The sequence below is a fragment of the Kitasatospora sp. NBC_00240 genome (assembly GCF_026342405.1).
Lineage (GTDB): Bacteria > Actinomycetota > Actinomycetes > Streptomycetales > Streptomycetaceae > Kitasatospora.
Genome location: NZ_JAPEMU010000001.1, coordinates 3,607,144 through 3,624,359 on the forward strand (window position 1 = coordinate 3,607,144; position 17,216 = coordinate 3,624,359).

The 17,216-nt window shown below is 74.3% G+C and carries 12 protein-coding genes; 4 read left to right on the forward strand and 8 right to left on the reverse strand.

All coding sequences use genetic code 11. The features are described from left to right. Nucleotides 1-11 precede the first annotated feature (11 nt). A complete protein-coding gene (locus tag OG689_RS15200) occupies nt 12-1,265 on the forward strand; it encodes a pentapeptide repeat-containing protein (RefSeq protein WP_266320842.1) in 1,254 nt (417 codons plus the stop codon). Nucleotides 1,266-1,458: 193 nt separating this feature from the next. After that, nucleotides 1,459-1,749, forward strand: a complete 291-nt coding sequence (locus tag OG689_RS15205; protein ID WP_266320843.1) for a CPCC family cysteine-rich protein — start codon at nt 1,459-1,461, stop codon at nt 1,747-1,749. 121 nt (nt 1,750-1,870) lie between these two features. On the opposite strand, the gene OG689_RS15210 is transcribed toward OG689_RS15205, so the two are convergent. From OG689_RS15210 to OG689_RS15225, 4 genes are all read right to left on the reverse strand, one after another. Continuing rightward, on the reverse strand, nt 1,871-4,327 hold the full coding sequence (locus tag OG689_RS15210; protein WP_266320845.1) for a [protein-PII] uridylyltransferase: 2,457 nt from the start codon (nt 4,325-4,327) through the stop codon (nt 1,871-1,873). 106 nt (nt 4,328-4,433) lie between these two features. Further along, nucleotides 4,434-4,772 carry a P-II family nitrogen regulator gene (locus OG689_RS15215; RefSeq protein ID WP_073925993.1) on the reverse strand — a complete coding sequence of 113 codons (339 nt, stop codon included), beginning with the start codon at nt 4,770-4,772 and terminating at the stop codon, nt 4,434-4,436. Next, nucleotides 4,772-6,112: an ammonium transporter gene (locus tag OG689_RS15220; protein WP_266320847.1), complete on the reverse strand. Its 1,341-nt coding sequence runs from the start codon at nt 6,110-6,112 to the stop codon at nt 4,772-4,774. The genes OG689_RS15215 and OG689_RS15220 overlap by 1 nt, the downstream gene beginning before the upstream one ends. Before the next feature lie 505 nt (nt 6,113-6,617). After that, nucleotides 6,618-8,072, reverse strand: a complete 1,455-nt coding sequence (locus OG689_RS15225) for a hypothetical protein (RefSeq protein ID WP_266320848.1) — start codon at nt 8,070-8,072, stop codon at nt 6,618-6,620. Nucleotides 8,073-8,773: 701 nt separating this feature from the next. Between OG689_RS15225 and OG689_RS15230 the strand changes: the two genes are divergently transcribed. After that, a complete protein-coding gene (locus OG689_RS15230; protein ID WP_266320849.1) occupies nt 8,774-9,433 on the forward strand; it encodes a bifunctional DNA primase/polymerase in 660 nt (219 codons plus the stop codon). A gap of 244 nt (nt 9,434-9,677) precedes the next feature. Here OG689_RS15230 and ftsY read toward each other — a convergent pair whose 3' ends face one another. The 4 genes from ftsY to OG689_RS15250 form a co-directional block, all read right to left on the reverse strand. Further along, nucleotides 9,678-10,874, reverse strand: a complete 1,197-nt coding sequence (gene ftsY, locus OG689_RS15235) for a signal recognition particle-docking protein FtsY (RefSeq protein ID WP_266320851.1) — start codon at nt 10,872-10,874, stop codon at nt 9,678-9,680. Nucleotides 10,875-11,324: 450 nt separating this feature from the next. Next, nucleotides 11,325-14,993 carry a chromosome segregation protein SMC gene (smc, locus tag OG689_RS15240; RefSeq protein WP_266320853.1) on the reverse strand — a complete coding sequence of 1,223 codons (3,669 nt, stop codon included), beginning with the start codon at nt 14,991-14,993 and terminating at the stop codon, nt 11,325-11,327. Nucleotides 14,994-15,208: 215 nt separating this feature from the next. Next, nucleotides 15,209-15,412 (reverse strand): hypothetical protein, encoded by a 204-nt coding sequence (locus tag OG689_RS15245; RefSeq protein ID WP_073925999.1) that lies wholly within the window; start codon nt 15,410-15,412, stop codon nt 15,209-15,211. 470 nt (nt 15,413-15,882) lie between these two features. Then, nucleotides 15,883-16,176, reverse strand: coding sequence for an acylphosphatase (locus OG689_RS15250; protein WP_266320855.1), 294 nt, complete (start codon nt 16,174-16,176; stop codon nt 15,883-15,885). A 150-nt stretch (nt 16,177-16,326) separates the two neighbouring features. Here OG689_RS15250 and OG689_RS15255 point away from each other — a divergent pair, with 150 nt between their 5' ends. Then, nucleotides 16,327-17,214 (forward strand): CAP domain-containing protein, encoded by an 888-nt coding sequence (locus tag OG689_RS15255; protein WP_266320856.1) that lies wholly within the window; start codon nt 16,327-16,329, stop codon nt 17,212-17,214. The last annotated feature ends 2 nt before the right edge of the window (nt 17,215-17,216 follow it).

A 17,216-nucleotide genomic window follows, 5' to 3' on the forward strand; every position in this document is an offset into this window, starting at 1 on the left:
AGGCACAGACCGTGAGCAGCAGCTCCGACTTCCCCGATCTGTACGGCGTGTTCGGACCCACCTCGTCGTCCGAGCAGCGGCGGGCCCGCTGGCAGACCCCGGAGGGCCGCGAAGCCCTCCGGGAGGCGGTGCGGATCGCCCGGACCGGCGGCCCCTGGCAGGACACCCTCGCCACCCTCCCGTACGCCGAGGAGACCTTCGACCCCGCCCTCGGGCAGCGCGACCTGCGCAACGCCCCGCTCGACGGCCTCGACCTGACCGGCGCCGACCTGCACGGCGCCGTCCTGCACGAAGCAACAGCCCGAGGCACCGACCTCACCGGGGCCGACCTGCGCGGCGCCGGGTTCGACGACGCGGACTTCACCGGCGCCGACCTCTCCGGGGCCGACCTCGGCGAGGCGTCCGGTCAGGCGACCTTCCGCGATGCGCACCTGGACGGGGCACGGCTCGTCGACGCCGTCCTGGTCGGTGGCGACCTGCGGGGAGCGTCGCTGGTGCGCACCGATCTGACCGGCGCCAATCTGTACGGTGCCGACCTGACCGGAGCCGACCTGACCGGAGCGATCACCGTCGGGACCTCGCTCGGCGCCTTCGCCGAAGCCGAGGACGAGGACGAGGACGAGAACAAGGACGAGGCCGAGGCCGAGGCCGAGAAGCCCGGGGCGGACGACGGGAGGCCGCTGCTGCCCCCGCTCCACGGCAGCATCGGCACCACCTCGTCGTCCGAGCAGCGGCGGGCCCGCTGGCAGACCCCGGAGGGCCGCGAAGCCCTCCGGGAGGCGGTGCGGATCGCCCGGACCGGCGGCCCCTGGCAGGACACCCTCGCCGCCCTCCCGTACGCCGAGGAGACCTTCGACCCCGCCCTCGGGCAGCGCGACCTGCGCAACGCCCCGCTCGACGGCCTCGACCTGACCGGCGCCGACCTGCACGGCGCCGTCCTGCACGAAGCGACAGCCCGAGGCACCGACCTCACCGGGGCCGACCTGCGCAGGGCCAAGGTGATCGACGCGGACTTCAGCGGCGCCGACCTCTCCGACGCCGATCTGAGCGGGGTGCGGGGCCGGGTCGTGCTGCGCGAGGCCCGGCTCGACCGGGCCCGGTTCGTCGGCGCCGCGCTCCAGGGCTGCGACTTCCGGGGCGCGTCGCTCACCGACACCGACTTCACCGGCGCGAGCCTCCTGGACTGCCGCCTGCCGCCCGGGGCTCTCGCCCGCTCGATCACGGTGGACACCTTCTTCGGATTCGGCCCGGAGGAGACGGCCTGACACCCCCCAGGGCTGCGACCCCCACCCGCGTCCACCCTCCCCCGCGTCCGACCCGGGCGCGAGCTCCGGACATCCCAAGCCCGGGCGCGAGCTCCGGACATCCGAAGGGCGTCGAGCACCAGGACCGCACCGGGCCCAGGACGCCCGGAGCGCTGCGGGGAAAACCGACCGACTCGACCGGAACAGGCGCCGGATGACCTCCCGGAACCCCGGTAGCGAGCCGTCCGACGCCAGGGGCTTCAGCTGTCCGTGCTGCGGCCACCTGACGCTCCGCGCTCGCGGGATGTACGAGATCTGCCAGGTGTGCGGATGGGAGGACACCGGTCAGGACGGCGTGGACGCGGACGAGTACATCGGCGGCCCCAACCGCGTCTCCCTCACGGACGCACGCGAGAACTTCCGCAGGATCGGGGCGTCCGAGGAGCGACTGTCGGACCAGGTCCGGCCGCCCGTGGACTCCGAACTCCCCGACGGCAGGCGGTGACCCCCGCCGAACCCCGACAGTCGCCGGCCTCGCCGTTCGGGTGGGAGCTGCCGGCTCCGCGGCGGCCGGCCGTGGGGCCGCAGCGGGCCCGTGACGGCGGCGGATCGCCGATCCGCGCCCGTCACCCCAGTGCCGCCTGGATCCGGGCCGCCACCTCCGCCGCGCGCTGCGCCGACAGCGGCCGGCCGGCCGGGTCGGTGACGTAGAAGGCGTCGACGGCGTCGGCGCCCAGGGTGGAGATGTGCGCGGTGCGGACCCGCACCCCGGCGTCGTCCAGGGCGCGGCCGATCCGGTGCAGCAGGCCGGGCGCGTCGTGCGCGCGGACCTCCAGGACGGTGGCGGTCGCGGAGGCGGCGCCGGGGGCGACCGAGACCACCGGCGGCGGGGTGCTGATGCCGCGCCGGCGGGGGGCCGCGGCGTCGCGCTCGGCGAGCTTGCGGGCGACGTCCAGCGAGCCTTCCAGGGCGCGCCGCAGGTCGGCCCGGAGCCGGGCGGCCTCGGGCAGTTCGCCGTACTCGGCGGTGACCGTCCAGGAGATCAGCAGGACGGCCCCGATCCCGATCGGGTCGAGTTCGCGCAGGCTCGCGGCCCGGACGGTGAGCCGGTGCAGGGCGAGGACGCCGGCCACCGTGCCCAGCAGGCCGGGGCGGTCCGGGATGGCCAGGACGAGGTCCACGCCCATCGGCTCGGTGGCGAAGGAGTCCTGGTTGCTCTGGGCGTGCAGGGACAGCGCCGGGCCCCCGGTGCGGGCCGCCTCCACGGCGAGGCGCTCCTCCTCGGCGGTCGGTTCGACGTCGGCCGGGAAGGGATAGCCGCCGGCGAGCTGGGCGGCCGCGCGACCGACCAGGTCGTCCACCAGCGAGGCCCGCCAGCTGCTCCAGGCGGCCGGGCCGGTCGCGGTGGCGTCCGCCTCGGTCAGCGCGTGCAGCAGCTCCAGGTGGGGCAGGGTGCCGACCACCTTGGTGATCAGGTCGACGGTGGCCGGGTCGTCGGGATCGCGCCGGGTCGCGGTGTCGACCAGTGTGAGGTGGTGGCGCACCAGCACCGCGAGGGTCTCGGTGTCGGCCGTGTCGAAGCCCATCCGGACGGCCACGTCGCGGACGATCACCTCGCCCGCCTCCGAGTGGTCGCCGGGCCAGCCCTTTCCGAGGTCGTGCAGCAGCGCGGCGACCAGCAGCAGGTCGGGGCGGGCCACCCGGCGGGTCATCGCGGCGGCCTTCACCGCCGTCTCGACCAGGTGCCGGTCGACCGTCCAGCGGTGCACGGCGTTGCGCTGCGGGCGGCAGCGGACCCGCTCCCAGTCCGGCAGCAGCCGGGTGATCAGGCCCTCGGCCTCCAGCGCCTCCCAGACCGGGATGCAGGCCTCGCCCGCGCCCAGCAGGGTGACGAGCTGCTCGCGGGCCTCGTCCGGCCAGGGCACCGGCAGTGGCTTGGTCTCGGCGGCCAGCCGCCGCACGGTCGCGTAGGAGATGGTCAGGCCGGCCTGGGCGGCCGCGGCGGCCGCGCGCAGCGGCAGCACCGGGTCGGTGGCGGGGCGGGCGCCCTGGGCGAGGACCGCCTCGCCGTCCTGCTCGACCACGCCCTCGGCGAGCGGTCTGCGGTCCACCGCGCCGCGGGCGACCGCGCCGGACCCGCGTCCGGTCCCGGTGAACGGGAAGGACAGCCGGGAGGAGCGCCGGCCCCGGGAGGAGCGGGCGGCCAGCACCCGGTCGACGGCCCGCCAGGTGACGTCGCCGGCGTAGGTGATGGTGCGGGCGGCTTCGTAGACCTGGCGCAGCAGGGTGTCCGCGTCGAGCACGCCGAGGGTCGCGGCGACCTGGTCCTGGTCCTGGAGGCTGAGCCGTTCGGTGGCCCGGCCGGTGGTCAGGTGCAGCGCGTCGCGGACGTCGCTGAGGCGGCGGGCGGCGGCCTCCAGGCCGTCGCGGGGCGCGTCGGCGAGCCAGGAGGCGGCGATCGCGTTGAGCGCGACGATGTCGCGCAGGCCGCCCCTGGCCTCCTTGAGGTCGGGTTCCAGCAGGAAGGAGAGTTCGCCGTGCCGCTCGGCCCGCTCGGCGCCGAGTTCCTGCAGCTCCGGGAGGCGGGTGGAGGCGGTGGCGCGCCAGTCGGAGAGGACGGCGGAGCGCAGCGAGGCGGTGAGGGCGGCGTCGCCGGCGATGTGCCGGGCGTCCAGCAGGCCGAGCTGGGCTTTGAGGTCCTCGGCGGCGACGGTGCGGGCCTCGGCCAGGGTGCGGACCGAGTGGTCCAGGGCGGCGCCGGAGTCCCAGACCGGGTACCAGATGCGCTCGGGCAGCGCACTGTCGACCGGGCCGTCGTGGAGCAGCAGGATGTCGAGGTCGCTGCGCGGCGAGAGTTCGCCGCGCCCGTAGCCGCCGACGGCGACCAGTGCGACCCCCGGCGGGGCGCCGGCCCCGGCGAGCAGGCCGGTCAGCCACCGGTCGGTGAGCCCGGCGAGGGCGGTCCTGCGCCGGCTGCCCGAGGCGTCGGGGTCGGCGAGCAGCCGGGCCCGGGCGTCCGCGTAGGCGACGGGCCCGTCCGGTCCGGCGGCGGGTGAGGAGGGAGGGCTGGCTTCGCTGGTCATTTCGGGATCCCCATCCGTCGTCCGGCGGTGCACGGTCCTGATATGCCGTCAGCGGACCTGCGACCGGTAGCCGGCCGCAGGTCCGCGTGAGTGATCGATGTGAATGTTAGAGGGCGTCGGGCCCGCGCTCCCCGGTACGGACCCGAACGGCGGTCTCGACGGGGACGCTCCAGACCTTGCCGTCGCCGATCTTGCCGGTCCTGGCGGCCTTCACCAGGACGTCGATCAGCTGCTCCGCGTCGTCGTCCTCGACGAGGACCTCGATGCGGACCTTCGGCACCAGGTCGACGGTGTACTCCGCGCCCCGGTAGACCTCGGTGTGGCCGCGCTGGCGGCCGTAGCCACTCGCCTCGGTGACGGTCAGACCGTGCACCCCGAAGGCCTGCAGTGCGGCCTTCACGTCGTCCAGCCGGTGCGGCTTGATGATCGCGGTGATGAGCTTCATCAGGCACCAACCTCGGTCTTCTCGGCGGTCTTCTCGGCGGTCTTCTCGGTCTTCCCGGCGGGGGCCGGGGTGGCGCGGGACAGGCTGGCGCCCATCGCGCTGAAGTCGTACGCGGACTCGGCGTGCTCGGCCTGGTCGATGCCGGCCACCTCGACGTCCTCGGTGACCCGGAAGCCGATCGTCTTGTGGATCGCCTGGCCGAGCAGCCAGGAGACCACGAAGGAGTAGACGGCGACCGCTGCCACGCCCATCGCCTGCTTGCCGAGCTGGTCGAAGCCGCCGCCGTAGAACAGGCCCTTGGCGGTCTGGCCGACGGTGCCGGTGGCGAACAGGCCGACCAGGAGGGAGCCGATGGCGCCACCGATGGCGTGCACGCCGACCACGTCGAGCGAGTCGTCGAAGCCGAAGCGGTACTTGAGGCTGATCGCGGCGGCGCAGGCCGCGCCGGCGATCAGGCCGATGGCGATCGAGCCGAGCGGGCTGACCGAACCACAGGCCGGGGTGATGGCGACCAGGCCCGCGACCGCACCGGAGGCCGCACCGAGGGTGGTGAAGGCGCCGTGCTTGAGCTTCTCGTAGACCAGCCAGCCGAGCACCGCGGCGGCGGTGGCGATCTGGGTGTTGATCAGGGCCATCGAGGCGACGCCGTTGGCGGCCAGCGCGGAGCCGGCGTTGAAGCCGAACCAGCCGAACCACAGCAGGCCGGAGCCGAGCATCACCAGCGGCAGGCTGTGCGGGCGCATCGGGTCACGCTTGAAGCCGACCCGCTTGCCGAGCACCAGGCAGAGCGCGAGGCCCGCGACACCGGCGTTGATGTGCACCGCGGTACCGCCGGCGAAGTCGATCACGCCGTTGCGGTCGCCGAGCCAGCCGCCGTTGCCCTTGTCGAAGAAGAAGACCCAGTGCGCGACGGGGAAGTAGACCAGCGTCACCCAGAGGGCGATGAACAGCGCCCAGGCGCCGAACTTGGCCCGGTCCGCGATCGCGCCGCTGATCAGCGCGGGGGTGATGATCGCGAACATCAGCTGGAACACCGCGAAGGTGGTGACCGGGATGGTGCCGGTCAGGTCGTTCAGGCCGATGCCCTGCATCCCCAGGAAGTCGAGGTTGCCGATCAGGCCGGCACCCGCGTCGGGGCCGAAGCTCAGGCTGTAGCCGTAGAGCACCCAGAGCACGGTGACGATCGCCAGCGAGATGAAGCTCATGACCAGCATGTTGAGCGTGCTCTTGACCCTGACCATGCCCCCGTAGAAGAAGGCCAGGCCCGGGGTCATCAACATGACCAGGGCCGCACTGATGAGCACAAAGGCGGTATCGCCTGCGCTGAAGCCGTCCGGCATCGGCGTCTCCTCGTAAATGAATGCCGCTCCACCCGCGGGATACCTGTCCCGTGCCACCCGGGGTGTCGGCGATGAGAGGAGAGTGTCGAAGTCCGGTTTCGGCCGATGCGGCTCGGTGTTTCACACCCGTGACGACGTCAACGCGTGGGTTACACCGACGTGAACTACGGCCGTGCCATGACAGAAGATGGGCTACTGTACGGCCGCACAGCACCCGGAGTACCCAAACGATCACCGACCGTGGAGATCGGGGCTTGAACGGCCGGTGGCGCAGGGCTCGGGACGAGTCCCGATGGCCGGAACTCTGCGGTCGCGGCGCGTACCGGTGCCGAACGCGACCCGCCCGCCCGGGGCAACGGCGCCGGGCGGGCGGGTCGGCCGGGGCGGGCGGGTCGGGGGGACGGGTCGGCCGGGGCGGACGGGTCGGGGGGACGTGGCCGGGCGGACGACACCGGACTCGACAGCCCCGAGCGGGGCGGGCCCGGCGGCGCCGGGCCCGGGCGGGTCAGACCGCCGAGGCGAACTCCGGGATCTCCTGGATCACCCGGTCCGCCAGCCGACTGACCCCGGGCACGCCCTTGAAGGTGCGGTTGGCCGCCTCCGAGGTCTTGCGGACCCGGGTGTTGAGCCGCTCCGAGCGCACCTTGGTGGCGATGTCCACCGCCTGCTCCGCCATCACCGCGGCCTGCTCGGGCTCGTTCTGCAGCAGGTGGACGCTGGCCATGCCGACCAGGTTGAAGGCGTACGAGCGGACGTGGTCGTCGTCCTGGCGGAACAGGTCGACCGCGCGCTCCATCACCGGCGCGGCCATCGAGGCGTACAGGTCGCTGCGGCTGGAGTGGTAGGCGAGGTCGCGGTAGGAGTGCGCGTTCTCGGCGTTGAGCTCGGCGGCCGAGAAGAACTTCAGCCAGTCCGGGTCGTTGTCGCCCTCACGGATGTCGGTGAAGGTGTCCTCCGCCAGCCGGACGGCCCGGGCGCAGCGGTTGACCTCGCCGATCGTCGAGTAGGCGCGGGCCTCCATCGCGTACAGCAGGGACTGCTGCTTGGGGGTGGCGGTGTCGCGGCTGCCGTACTGGGCGAGGTGGATCAGCTCCAGGGCGTCCTCGCCGCGGTTGAGGTGGATCATCTGCCGGCTCATGTCGGTGAGGATGAGCGCGCCGAACGGGCGGTCGCCGGCCTCCTTGGCGGCGTGCAGCGCGAGCACGTAGTACTTCTGCGCGCTGGGGTGCATGCCGACGTCGTAGGACATCCAGCCCGCGAGATGGGCGAGTTCGGCGGTGAGCCGGAACAGCCGCCGGGTGGTCTGCTCGGGGTAGCTCTCCTGCAGCAGGTCGGTGACCTCGTGCAGCTGGCCGACCACGGCCTTGCGGCGCAGGCCGCCGCCGTTCTGGGCGTCCCACTGACGGAACATGACCGTGGTCTGCTCCAGCAGTTCCAGTTCGGGCTCGGACAGCCGGCCGCTGAACGGCTCGCCGCCGTTGGCGGCGGCCAGGATCGGGGTGGGGGCTCCGCCGGGGCCGGGGGTCAGCCAGCGCTGCATCGGTTCGATCAGCGCGGCGCCGGCCGTCAGGGCGAGCGAAGTGCCCAGGAATCCGCGCCGGTTGAGCATCAGGTCGCTGCGCGAGTACTCGCTGATCAGCTGGACGGTCTGCGGGGCGCTCCAGGGCAGGTCGACGCCGCCGCCCACGGTGGAGACGGGCACGATCGCCCGCAGGCCGAGGTCCTCGATCGAGACCACCGAGCCGAAACGCTCGGAGAAGAGCTCGGACATGATCTTCGGAATGGGTTCGCGGGGTTGTTCACCGTCGAGCCAGCGACGCACCCGTGAGGTGTCGGTGGAGACGTGGTGAGCGCCGATCTGGCGCGCCCGGCGGTTGACCTGCCGGGCCAACTCGCCCTTGGACCAGCCGCTTCGGCCGAACCACGAGGCCAGCTTCTCGTTGGGTTGCTTCTCTGCCATGGGAACGTCCCCATCCCGCCCGGCCCCGCCCACGGGGCCCCGCTCGTGATGCCCGACGGTCGCGGGCGATTCCTAGACGTGCCGTACCTGTTCGTACCGCCGAGGTGCTCGCTCGTACCGCTGTTCCCGCACCGGATGCTGTCTCACCCGGTGCGGTCGTACTGGTGTGCCGCCGTGCTCGTCCGATTGTCCTGCTCATGCGCTGTCGTACTGGTGTTCAAGCACCTCGCGCCGGCCACCGGACTCCCAACTCCCGCCCCCGGAGGGGCCGGAGCGGACATCCCGTCGTGCTCGGCGAGCTGAACGTAACGCTCTTTCGACCATCCGGGGGAGCATCGCCGGGGAAACGCCACCTTTCGCCACCCCCACGAGTGAACTGTGCGCAGTCCGCACACGCTTCACTGGTACTCCGGCCCGCCCGGCATATGCGGACCGCCAAGTCACCCGTGATATCCCGATCAGCACGGCAATCACCAGCAGCCCCAGGCGAGTTTGCCGCCCCGGTGCACCTCGGGGGCGCGCTCGCCCCCGACGATCCGGCATCCGCACCGGCCGCCGCAAGGCGACCCCGGGATCGCGCCGCACGAACGGGCGCACGCCGACCGCTGCGCGCCGTCCCCGCACCACTCGCACCACATCGGACGATCCACACGACGTCACGATCCCGTAACCACCGGCAACGAGAACCTGTTGGGGGAGGCATGGACAACCTGTTCGGCGATCTTCGGCTGGGACACCTGCGGCTCGTACCGCGCGGTACCCGGCGCCGCACCCGCGCCACCGCGTTCCAGGCGGCGGCGTTCCAGGCAGCGGCGGAGTACACCGGACGCTGGGGCTGGGCGGTCGCCGCCGGCGCCCCCGCCCCGGGCCACCCGATCCCGGCCCCCCCGGCCGGGCCGCGGGCGGACGGGCCGCGGGCGGACTGGCGCCCCGGCCCCGCGGGCGCCGTCCTCCTCCCCACCGGGCGGGCCTTCGACGTGCTGGACGTGCCCGAGCAGGCCGGCCTGCAGGCCCTGGTCCGGCTGGAGCGGATGGGCACCCAGGTCGGCCCGGTGCTGGCCCCGCCGACCGGCCGCCTGCAGTTCCTGGTCGCGGCCGGTGCCGCCCGCCGGCTGCCCGACCTGCTCTACCGGATGGGCTGGGACGACGCCGCGCTCGACCTGGCCTGCCACGGCGAGGGCGGCTACGTCGCCGCGCCCCCGACCGTCCTCGACGGCCTCGGCCCGGTCCGCTGGCTGCGCCGCCCCACCCGGGACAACGCCGGCTGTCCGCCGGAGGCCCGGCTGCTGCTCGGCACGCTCGCGTACGCCTGCCACCGCAGCCGCGAGCGCAGCTCCGAGCCCGCCTGGCTCGCCTCCTGACCTGCCCGCACCGCCCGCACCGCCCGGCCCGCCCGAACACCGGAGCTGCCGTACTGCCGGAGCCGCTCCGGACCTGACGAGGCCGGCCGCGCCCCGGCGGCGGCACCCCCCGCCCCGCCCCCCCCGGGGGACGACGAAGGGCCGCTCCCCCGGTCCTCCGGGAAAGCGGCCCCTGCCGCGGCGCTCCGGCCCACCGGGCCGTCCGCGCCGCCGCGGTGTCGGTCGTCGGTCGGTCGCCGCTCGGTCAGTCGCCGATCAGCGCGTCGACGAACGCGGCCGGCTCGAAGGGCGCCAGGTCGTCCGCGCCCTCGCCGAGTCCGATCAGCTTGACCGGGACGCCCAGCTCGCGCTGGACGGCGATCACGATGCCGCCCTTGGCGGTGCCGTCCAGCTTGGTCAGCACGATGCCGGTGATGTCGACCACCTCGGCGAAGACCCGGGCCTGCACCAGGCCGTTCTGGCCGGTGGTGGCGTCCAGGACGAGCAGCACCTCGTCGACCGGGCCGTGCTTCTCGACGACCCGCTTGACCTTGCCCAGCTCGTCCATCAGGCCGGTCTTGGTGTGCAGCCGCCCCGCGGTGTCCACCAGGACGGTGTCGGCGCCCTCGGCGATGCCCTCCTTGACGGCGTCGAACGCGACCGAGGCCGGGTCGCCGCCCTCGGGCCCGCGGACGGTCCGTGCGCCGACCCGCTCGCCCCAGGTCTGCAGCTGGTCGGCGGCCGCGGCCCGGAAGGTGTCGGCCGCGCCCAGGACGACCTTGCGGCCGTCGGCCACCAGGACCCGGCCGAGCTTGCCGGAGGTGGTGGTCTTGCCGACCCCGTTGACGCCGACCACCAGGACGACGGCCGGGCGGCCGTCCTCGTGCCGGGCGGTGTGCAGGGTGCGGTCGGTGTCCGCGCCGATCAGCTGGACCAGCTCCTCCTGGAGCAGGCCGCGCAGCTCGGCGGGCGTGCGGGTGCCGAGCACCTTGACCCGGGTCCGCAGCCGGTCGACCAGCTCCTGGGTGGGCTTCACGCCGACGTCGGCAATCAGCAGGGTCTCCTCGATCTCCTCCCAGGTGTCCTCGTCGAGCCGCTCCCGGGAGAGCAGCGTGAGCAGGCCCTTCCCGAGCGAGTTCTGCGAGCGGGAGAGCCGCGAGCGCAGCCGGACCAGGCGGCCGGCGGTCGGCTCGGGGACTTCGAGGGCCGGCGGTGCCTCGATCTCGGCGACCGGCGGGAGCTCGACCTCCTCGACGGTCTGGACCGGGACCTCGACCGGTGGCGCCGCCTCGTCCCCCACCTGGGGTTCGGGCTCGGGCTCGGCCGGGGCCTTCGGCGCCGTGATGACCGGTGCCGACGCCTGCGGCGGCAGCTCCTTGCGTCGCCTCCCGCTGACGACGAGGCCCGCGATCGTGCCGATGACGGCCACCGCGATGACCACGGCAAGGATCACGAATTCCACATCAAACTCCTTCGCTGGGTGCCCGTCCGTGAGGCCGGGAGTGCTGGTGATCCTTCGCCCGGCGGGCCGGAGCGCCGCCGCTTCACTGCTTGACCACCGCCCCTCGGCGGCGGTCGTGGCCGGCCGGCCCGACCTCGTCGGGCGGCTGAGTGCGCAGCCCCCCTCGCGGGCGAGGGGGAGGAGTCACAACCCTCCCAGTATCCGCGACGGGCTCCTGGAAGCGGCACATGCCCGGCCCCGGCGGCCGGGCCGGCTCGTGGATCACCCGGCGGGCCCAGCACGGGCGGGCCCCCGGTCCCCGCACGGCGGGCGGGGGCTCCGGACGGTACCCACCCGGCTCCGCGTCCCCGGAGCGACGGGCCCGTCTCCGCGCGGACGGACACCCCGCTCCCCCGGGCCCACCGCGGTCGACACCGGGGCCGGCGATCACCGGCCCCGTCCGGGGCGGCCTCAGGACTCCCCGGCCGTCACCCGGGCCGGCCGGGGCGCGGCGGCCCCCCGCTCGTGGCGCTCTCCCCCGGTCCCACGGCCGGGAGGCGGGACCGCCCGCAGCCGCTGGCTGATCACCTGCGAGATGCCGTCGCCCTTCATGGTGACGCCGTAGAGCGCGTCGGCGCACTCCATGGTGAGCTTCTGGTGCGTGATCACGATGAGCTGGGAGCTCTCCCGCAGCTCCTCCATGATCGCGATCAGCCGCCGCAGGTTGGTCTCGTCGAGCGCCGCCTCGACCTCGTCCATCACGTAGAAGGGGCTCGGCCGCGCCTTGAAGATCGAGACCAGCAGGGCGACGGCCGTCAGGGAGCGCTCGCCGCCCGAGAGCAACGACAGCCGCTTGACCTTCTTGCCCGGCGGGCGGGCCTCCACCTCGACGCCGGTGGTCAGCATGTTGTCGGGGTCGGTCAGCACCAGCCGCCCCTCCCCGCCGGGGAACAGTCGGGAGAAGACGCCCTCGAACTGCGCGGCCGTGTCGTGGTACGCGGCGGTGAACAGCTGCTCGACCCTGGCGTCCACGTCCTTGACGATCTCCATCAGGTCGCGCCGGCTGCGCTTGAGGTCGTCCAGCTGCTCGCCGAGGAACTGGTGGCGCTCCTCCAGGGCCGCGAACTCCTCCAGCGCCAGCGGGTTGACCTTCCCCAGCTGCTGGTACGCGCGCTCGGCGGCCCGCAGCCGCTTCTCCTGCTCCGCCCGGACGTACGGCCGGGGCTCCCCCGGCTCCTGCCCCTCCTCGGGGACACCGGGCGGCACGGGTACGCCCGGCCCGTGGCTGGTGAGCAGTTCCTCGGCCTCGATGCCGAACTCCTCCAGGGCCTTGGCCTCCAGCTGCTCGATCCGCAGCCGCTTCTCGGCGCGGAGCACCTCGTCCCGGTGGCCGGCGTCGACCAGCTTGTCGAGTTCGGCCTTGAGTTCCCGGCCGTGCTCGCGGCCGGTGCGCAGTTCGCTCTCCCGGGCGGCGCGGGCCTGCTCGGCCTCGTCGCGTTCGGCGGCGGCCCTGGCGAGCGAGATCTCCAGGCAGGCCAGCAGCTGCCGGGTGCCGGCCGCGACCGCGACCGCCACGGCGCACTCGTGCCGGGCCCGCTCCCGCCGGGCCGCGGCCCGGGCCCGGGCCTCCCGCTCGGCGCCGGCGGAGCGGTCCAGCTGGTCGGCCCGGCCGGCCAGGGCCCGGACGCGCTCCTCGTGGGTGCGGACGGCGAGCCGGGTCTCCAGTTCGGCCTGCCGGGCCTGGCCGGCCGCCTCGGCGAGCCGGTCCTGTTCGTCGGTGTCGGGCTCATGGTCGTCCGCCTCGGCCGACTGCTCGGCCGTCGCCAGCCGCCCGGCGAGTTCCTCCGCGGCAGCGGCGGCCTGCTCCAGCCCCTCCTCGGCCCGGGCGGCCGCCGCGGCGAGCCGTTCGGCCTCGCCGGCGGCGGCTCTGGCCTGGCCGCCGAGCCGGCCGAGGGCGCCGGCGACCTGGGCCCGTTCCTTCTGGCCCTGCCGTGCGCGGAGGGCGAGCTGTTCCACCTCGGCCGCGGCGCCGGCCCGCCGGGTGGTCAGGTCACCGAGTCGCGTGCCCAGCAGGGCGCAGCGGCCGGTGAGTTCCTCGATCGCCCGGTCGGCCTCGTCGACGGCCGCCTGGGTCTCCAGCAGGCTCGGCGCGCCGGCCGCGCCGCCCTGCGCGAAGCGGGCGCCGAGCTGGTCGCCGTCGACGGTGAAGGCCGTCAACTCCGGATGGTCCTGGATGAGTTGCCGGGCCTGGTCGAGGCCGGTGACGACCACGGCGGCCGCCAGCAGCCGCCGGACGGCCGGCCGCAGACCGGGGGGCGCCGTCACCAGGTCCGCGGCCCGGCGGGCGCCGGCCGGCAGTTCGGCCGGGAGGACGTCCGGGGAGACGTCGGACAGCTGGTCCGGCCCGGGGTGGTCCGGCCGGTCGGCGATCAGCAGGGCGGCCCGGCCGGCGTCCTCGGCCCGCAGGAGGTCCAGGGCCCGGACGGCCGCCTCGACCCCGTCCACGGCGATCGCGTCCGCCGCGGCGCCGAGGGCGGCCGCGATCGCGACCTCGTACCCCGGTTCGGGCTTCAGCAGGGCGGCCGCCGGCCCGAGCACCCCCACCGCCCCTCCCCCGGCGGCGAGCAGGGCGCCGCTGCCGTCCTTGCGCCGCAGGCCGAGGGCCAGCGCGTCCCGGCGGGCGGTGGTCGCGGCCCGCTCACGGTCGGCGGCGCCCGCCGTCTCCCGGGCGTCCGCGAGCTCGCGGTCGATCGCGGCGAGACGGGCCCGGGCCTCCTGGTGGGCGTCCTCCAGCTCCTCGTCGCCCCGGGCGAGTTCGTCGACCTGCTCCTGGAGCTCGCGGAACTCCTGGTCGGCGGCCGCGGCCCGGACGAGCGCCTCGTCCCTGGCCTGGGCGAGCCGCCCGATCTCGGCCTCCGCGCCGGCGGCCCTGGAGCGGGCCGCGGCGGTCTGCCCCTGCAGCCGGGCCAGGCCCTCGCGGCGATCCGCGACGGCGCGCGCGGCCGCCTTCAGGCGGCGCTGCTCCTCGCCGAGTTCGCGTTCCAGCGCGGCGCGGGTCTCGACCGCCTCGGCCAGCGCGTAGCGGGCCTCCTCCAGCGCCTCGGCGAGCGCGGCCTCCTCCTCCCGGACCTGCTCGGCCTCGCGCTCCAGCTCCTGGGGGTCGCGGCCGCGCCGCTCCTCGGCCTGCCCGCTCGCCTCGGCGTGCCGGGCCCGGGCCTCGGCCAGGCCGATGGTGCCCCTGGCCCGTTCGGTCAGCGCGGAGAGCTGGTACCAGGTCTGCCGGGCGGCCTCCAGCCGCGGGCCCAGCTGCTCGACCTGGGCCTCCAGCACGGCCTCGCGCTGCAGGGCGCGGGCGAGTTCCTGCTCGACGGTGGAGCGCCGCAGGCGCAGCGCGAGTTCGTCCGCGATCTCGGCCTCGACGGCGCGCCGCAGGCCGGTGAGGTCGTCCGCGAGCAGGCGCAGCCGGGCGTCGCGCAGATCGGCCTGGATGCCGGCCGCCCGCCGGGCGATCTTCGCCTGGCGTCCCAGCGGGCCCAGCTGGCGGCGCAGTTCGGCGACCAGGTCCTGGACGCGGTTGAGGTTGACCTGCATCGCGTCCAGTTTGCGCAGCGCCTTCTCCTTGCGCTTGCGGTGTTTGAGGACGCCGGCGGCCTCCTCGATGAAGGCCCGGCGGCCCGTCGGGTCGGCCTGCAGGACGGAGTCCAGCCGGCCCTGCCCGACGATGACGTGCATCTCGCGGCCGATGCCGGAGTCGGAGAGCAGTTCCTGGATGTCCAGCAGCCGGCAGGTGTCACCGTTGAGCGCGTACTCGCTGCCGCCGTTGCGGAACATCGTCCGGGTGATGGTCACCTCGGTGTAGTCGATGGGCAGCGCGCCGTCGGTGTTGTCGATGGTGAGGCTGACCTCGGCCCGGCCGAGCGGGCTGCGCCCGCTGGTCCCGGCGAAGATGACGTCCTCCATCTTGCCGCCGCGCAGGGATTTGGCGCCCTGCTCGCCCATCACCCAGGACAGCGCGTCCACCACGTTGGACTTGCCGGAGCCGTTCGGCCCGACCACGCAGGTGATGCCGGGTTCGAAGCGGAGGGTGGTGGCGGAGGCGAAGGACTTGAAGCCGCGCAGGGTCAGACTCTTCAGGTGCACGCGCCGGCTCTCCTCCACACTCGCCCGACCCCCCGGTCTGCGACTGTATCCGGCTGTGGTGCGGGGAGGGTTTCAGGCGTGCGGAGGAGGGCAGCATGGTCGGCAAAGGGTGTCGAGGACGACGAAGGGACGCCGGTCAGGGCGTCCCTCGCAAGCTGCGTCCCTTACGGGAGCTCAGTGCACAACAGCGTCGATCGACGAGGGTACGGCGATGATCAGGTGAGTGCCGGCTCGCGCTGATCCAGATCGATGCTGCTGAGCAGCGAGTGCTCGTCCGCGACGGCGATCAGAGCGTCGTTCTCGGCCTGCATCCGAATGAGCTCGGACTCCAGGTCCTGGACGCGCTGCTGAAGCCGTCGCATCTCGGAGAGCATTCGCGGGTCGGGGCCGCCGACGTACCCGAGAAGCGCCTTTGCCATGATGAGTGGTCCTCCACGCTGAGTGACCGAACCTGTGCGGTATGGGTCTAGGGGGAAGGGAAGACGCACGCGCGTCGCGCCACCGGCAGTGCTGGCTGGGCACTACGGAACAACCACTGTGAGCTGGACTCACAGGGGCATGCGCCTACCGGGAAAACGCGGTCGTGTGCGCGGGCTTCCAGCGTCTCACCAAAGACGGAACGGGTCAACACGATCACCGCAAGCTACGACGGCCCTGTCACCTGCACGGCGGAACTGTCACGCCGGGCGGCCCTGCGGGCGGTCTGGGGCGGACCCACCGACCTCCGGTGGATCACTGCTCGATGCGGAGTCAACCACGAGTCTGCCCAGATGGCAACCGCACGACACCGGCCGTTGCCGAAGCACCCGCAACTTCGGCCTCCGGCCTGCTGAGGGCGTGCTCCGGACGGGTGACCCAAGTGATCGGTACGATCTCCCGACCGGTGCGATCAGCGGATCGCGAAGCTGTCGTAGCCCTCGCCGGTGACCGTCCAGATCTCCGTGACCCCGGTGACCGCGCCGGGCGTGTCCGGGCCGCGCAGCAGTGCGAGGAGCTGTTCGCAGTCGGCCGGCAGCCCCTCGGCCACCACCTGCACCCGGCCGTCGCCGAGATTGCTCGCATAGCCGGTCAGGCCGATCTCCAGCGCCCGGGCACGGGTCCACCAGCGGAAGCCGACCTGCTGCACCCTGCCCCGCACCCAGACGGTGGCCCGGACGGGCTCGTTGCTGTCACGACCATGCATGGTTGCGAGCCTATCCGTAGCGCCGGGTGACCGTCCCGGGCGGTTTCACCCCTCCCACACCTCTCCTTCTCCGCCCTTCCTCTCCTGTCACTGCCGCCATGCCCTAGAGTCCTCACCGATCGCTCACAGTTTCGGGAGGGGTTCAGCGCGATGGCACGACACGCACGCGGCGCGCGACCGGCCGAGGACGAGCAGCCCGCCGGACGCGCGGGCCGGCGACAGGCCAGGGCGGCCGCCCAGCAGAAGCGCCGGCGCCGTACCGGCGGACTGCTGGCGATCTGCGCCACGGCGCTCGCCGCAGGCGCGGGCGGTGTGGTGAGCGGCGTCCTGCCGGCCCCCGACGCCGCGGTGGTGGCCGGTGACGCGCCCCTGGAGGCGCTGTCCCCCGGCGGCACCGGTACGCCCGGCAACTCCTCCCCCGGTGCCTCCCCGACCGGTGCGGCGGACACCGCGGCGCCGTCCCCGAGCGCCGGGCCGACCCGGGACGACGCCTCCCCGGCCGCCGACCGCGGCGAGGCCCGCTCGCCGCTCGCCTCGCCCAGTGCGAGCGCCCCCGGCGCGACCGCGGCGCCGAGCAGCCCGGCCGCCACCACGCCGGCGCCCAGGCCGAGCCCCACCGCGACGGCCACGCCCACCGCCACCGCGAGCCCGAGCACCAAGGCGGCCAACCCCGCCGCCGCCGTGCTCGCCCTGGTGAACGACGAGCGCAAGGCGGCCGGCTGCGCGCCGGTGACCGCGGACACCCGCCTGGACGCGCTCGCCAAGGCCTTCAGCGACGACATGGCCGCACGCGGGTTCTTCGACCACACCGACCCGGACGGCCACACCCCGTGGGACCGTGCCAAGGCCGTCGGCATCAGCAACCTCGGGGGCGAGAACATCGCCCGCGGCCAGGCCACCCCCGAGGCCGTGATGACCGCCTGGATGAACAGCCCGGGCCACCGCGCCAACATCCTGAACTGCCAGTTCACCAAGCTCGGCGTGGGTGTCCACACCGGCTCCGGCGGCCCCTGGTGGACGCAGGACTTCGGCTTCTGATC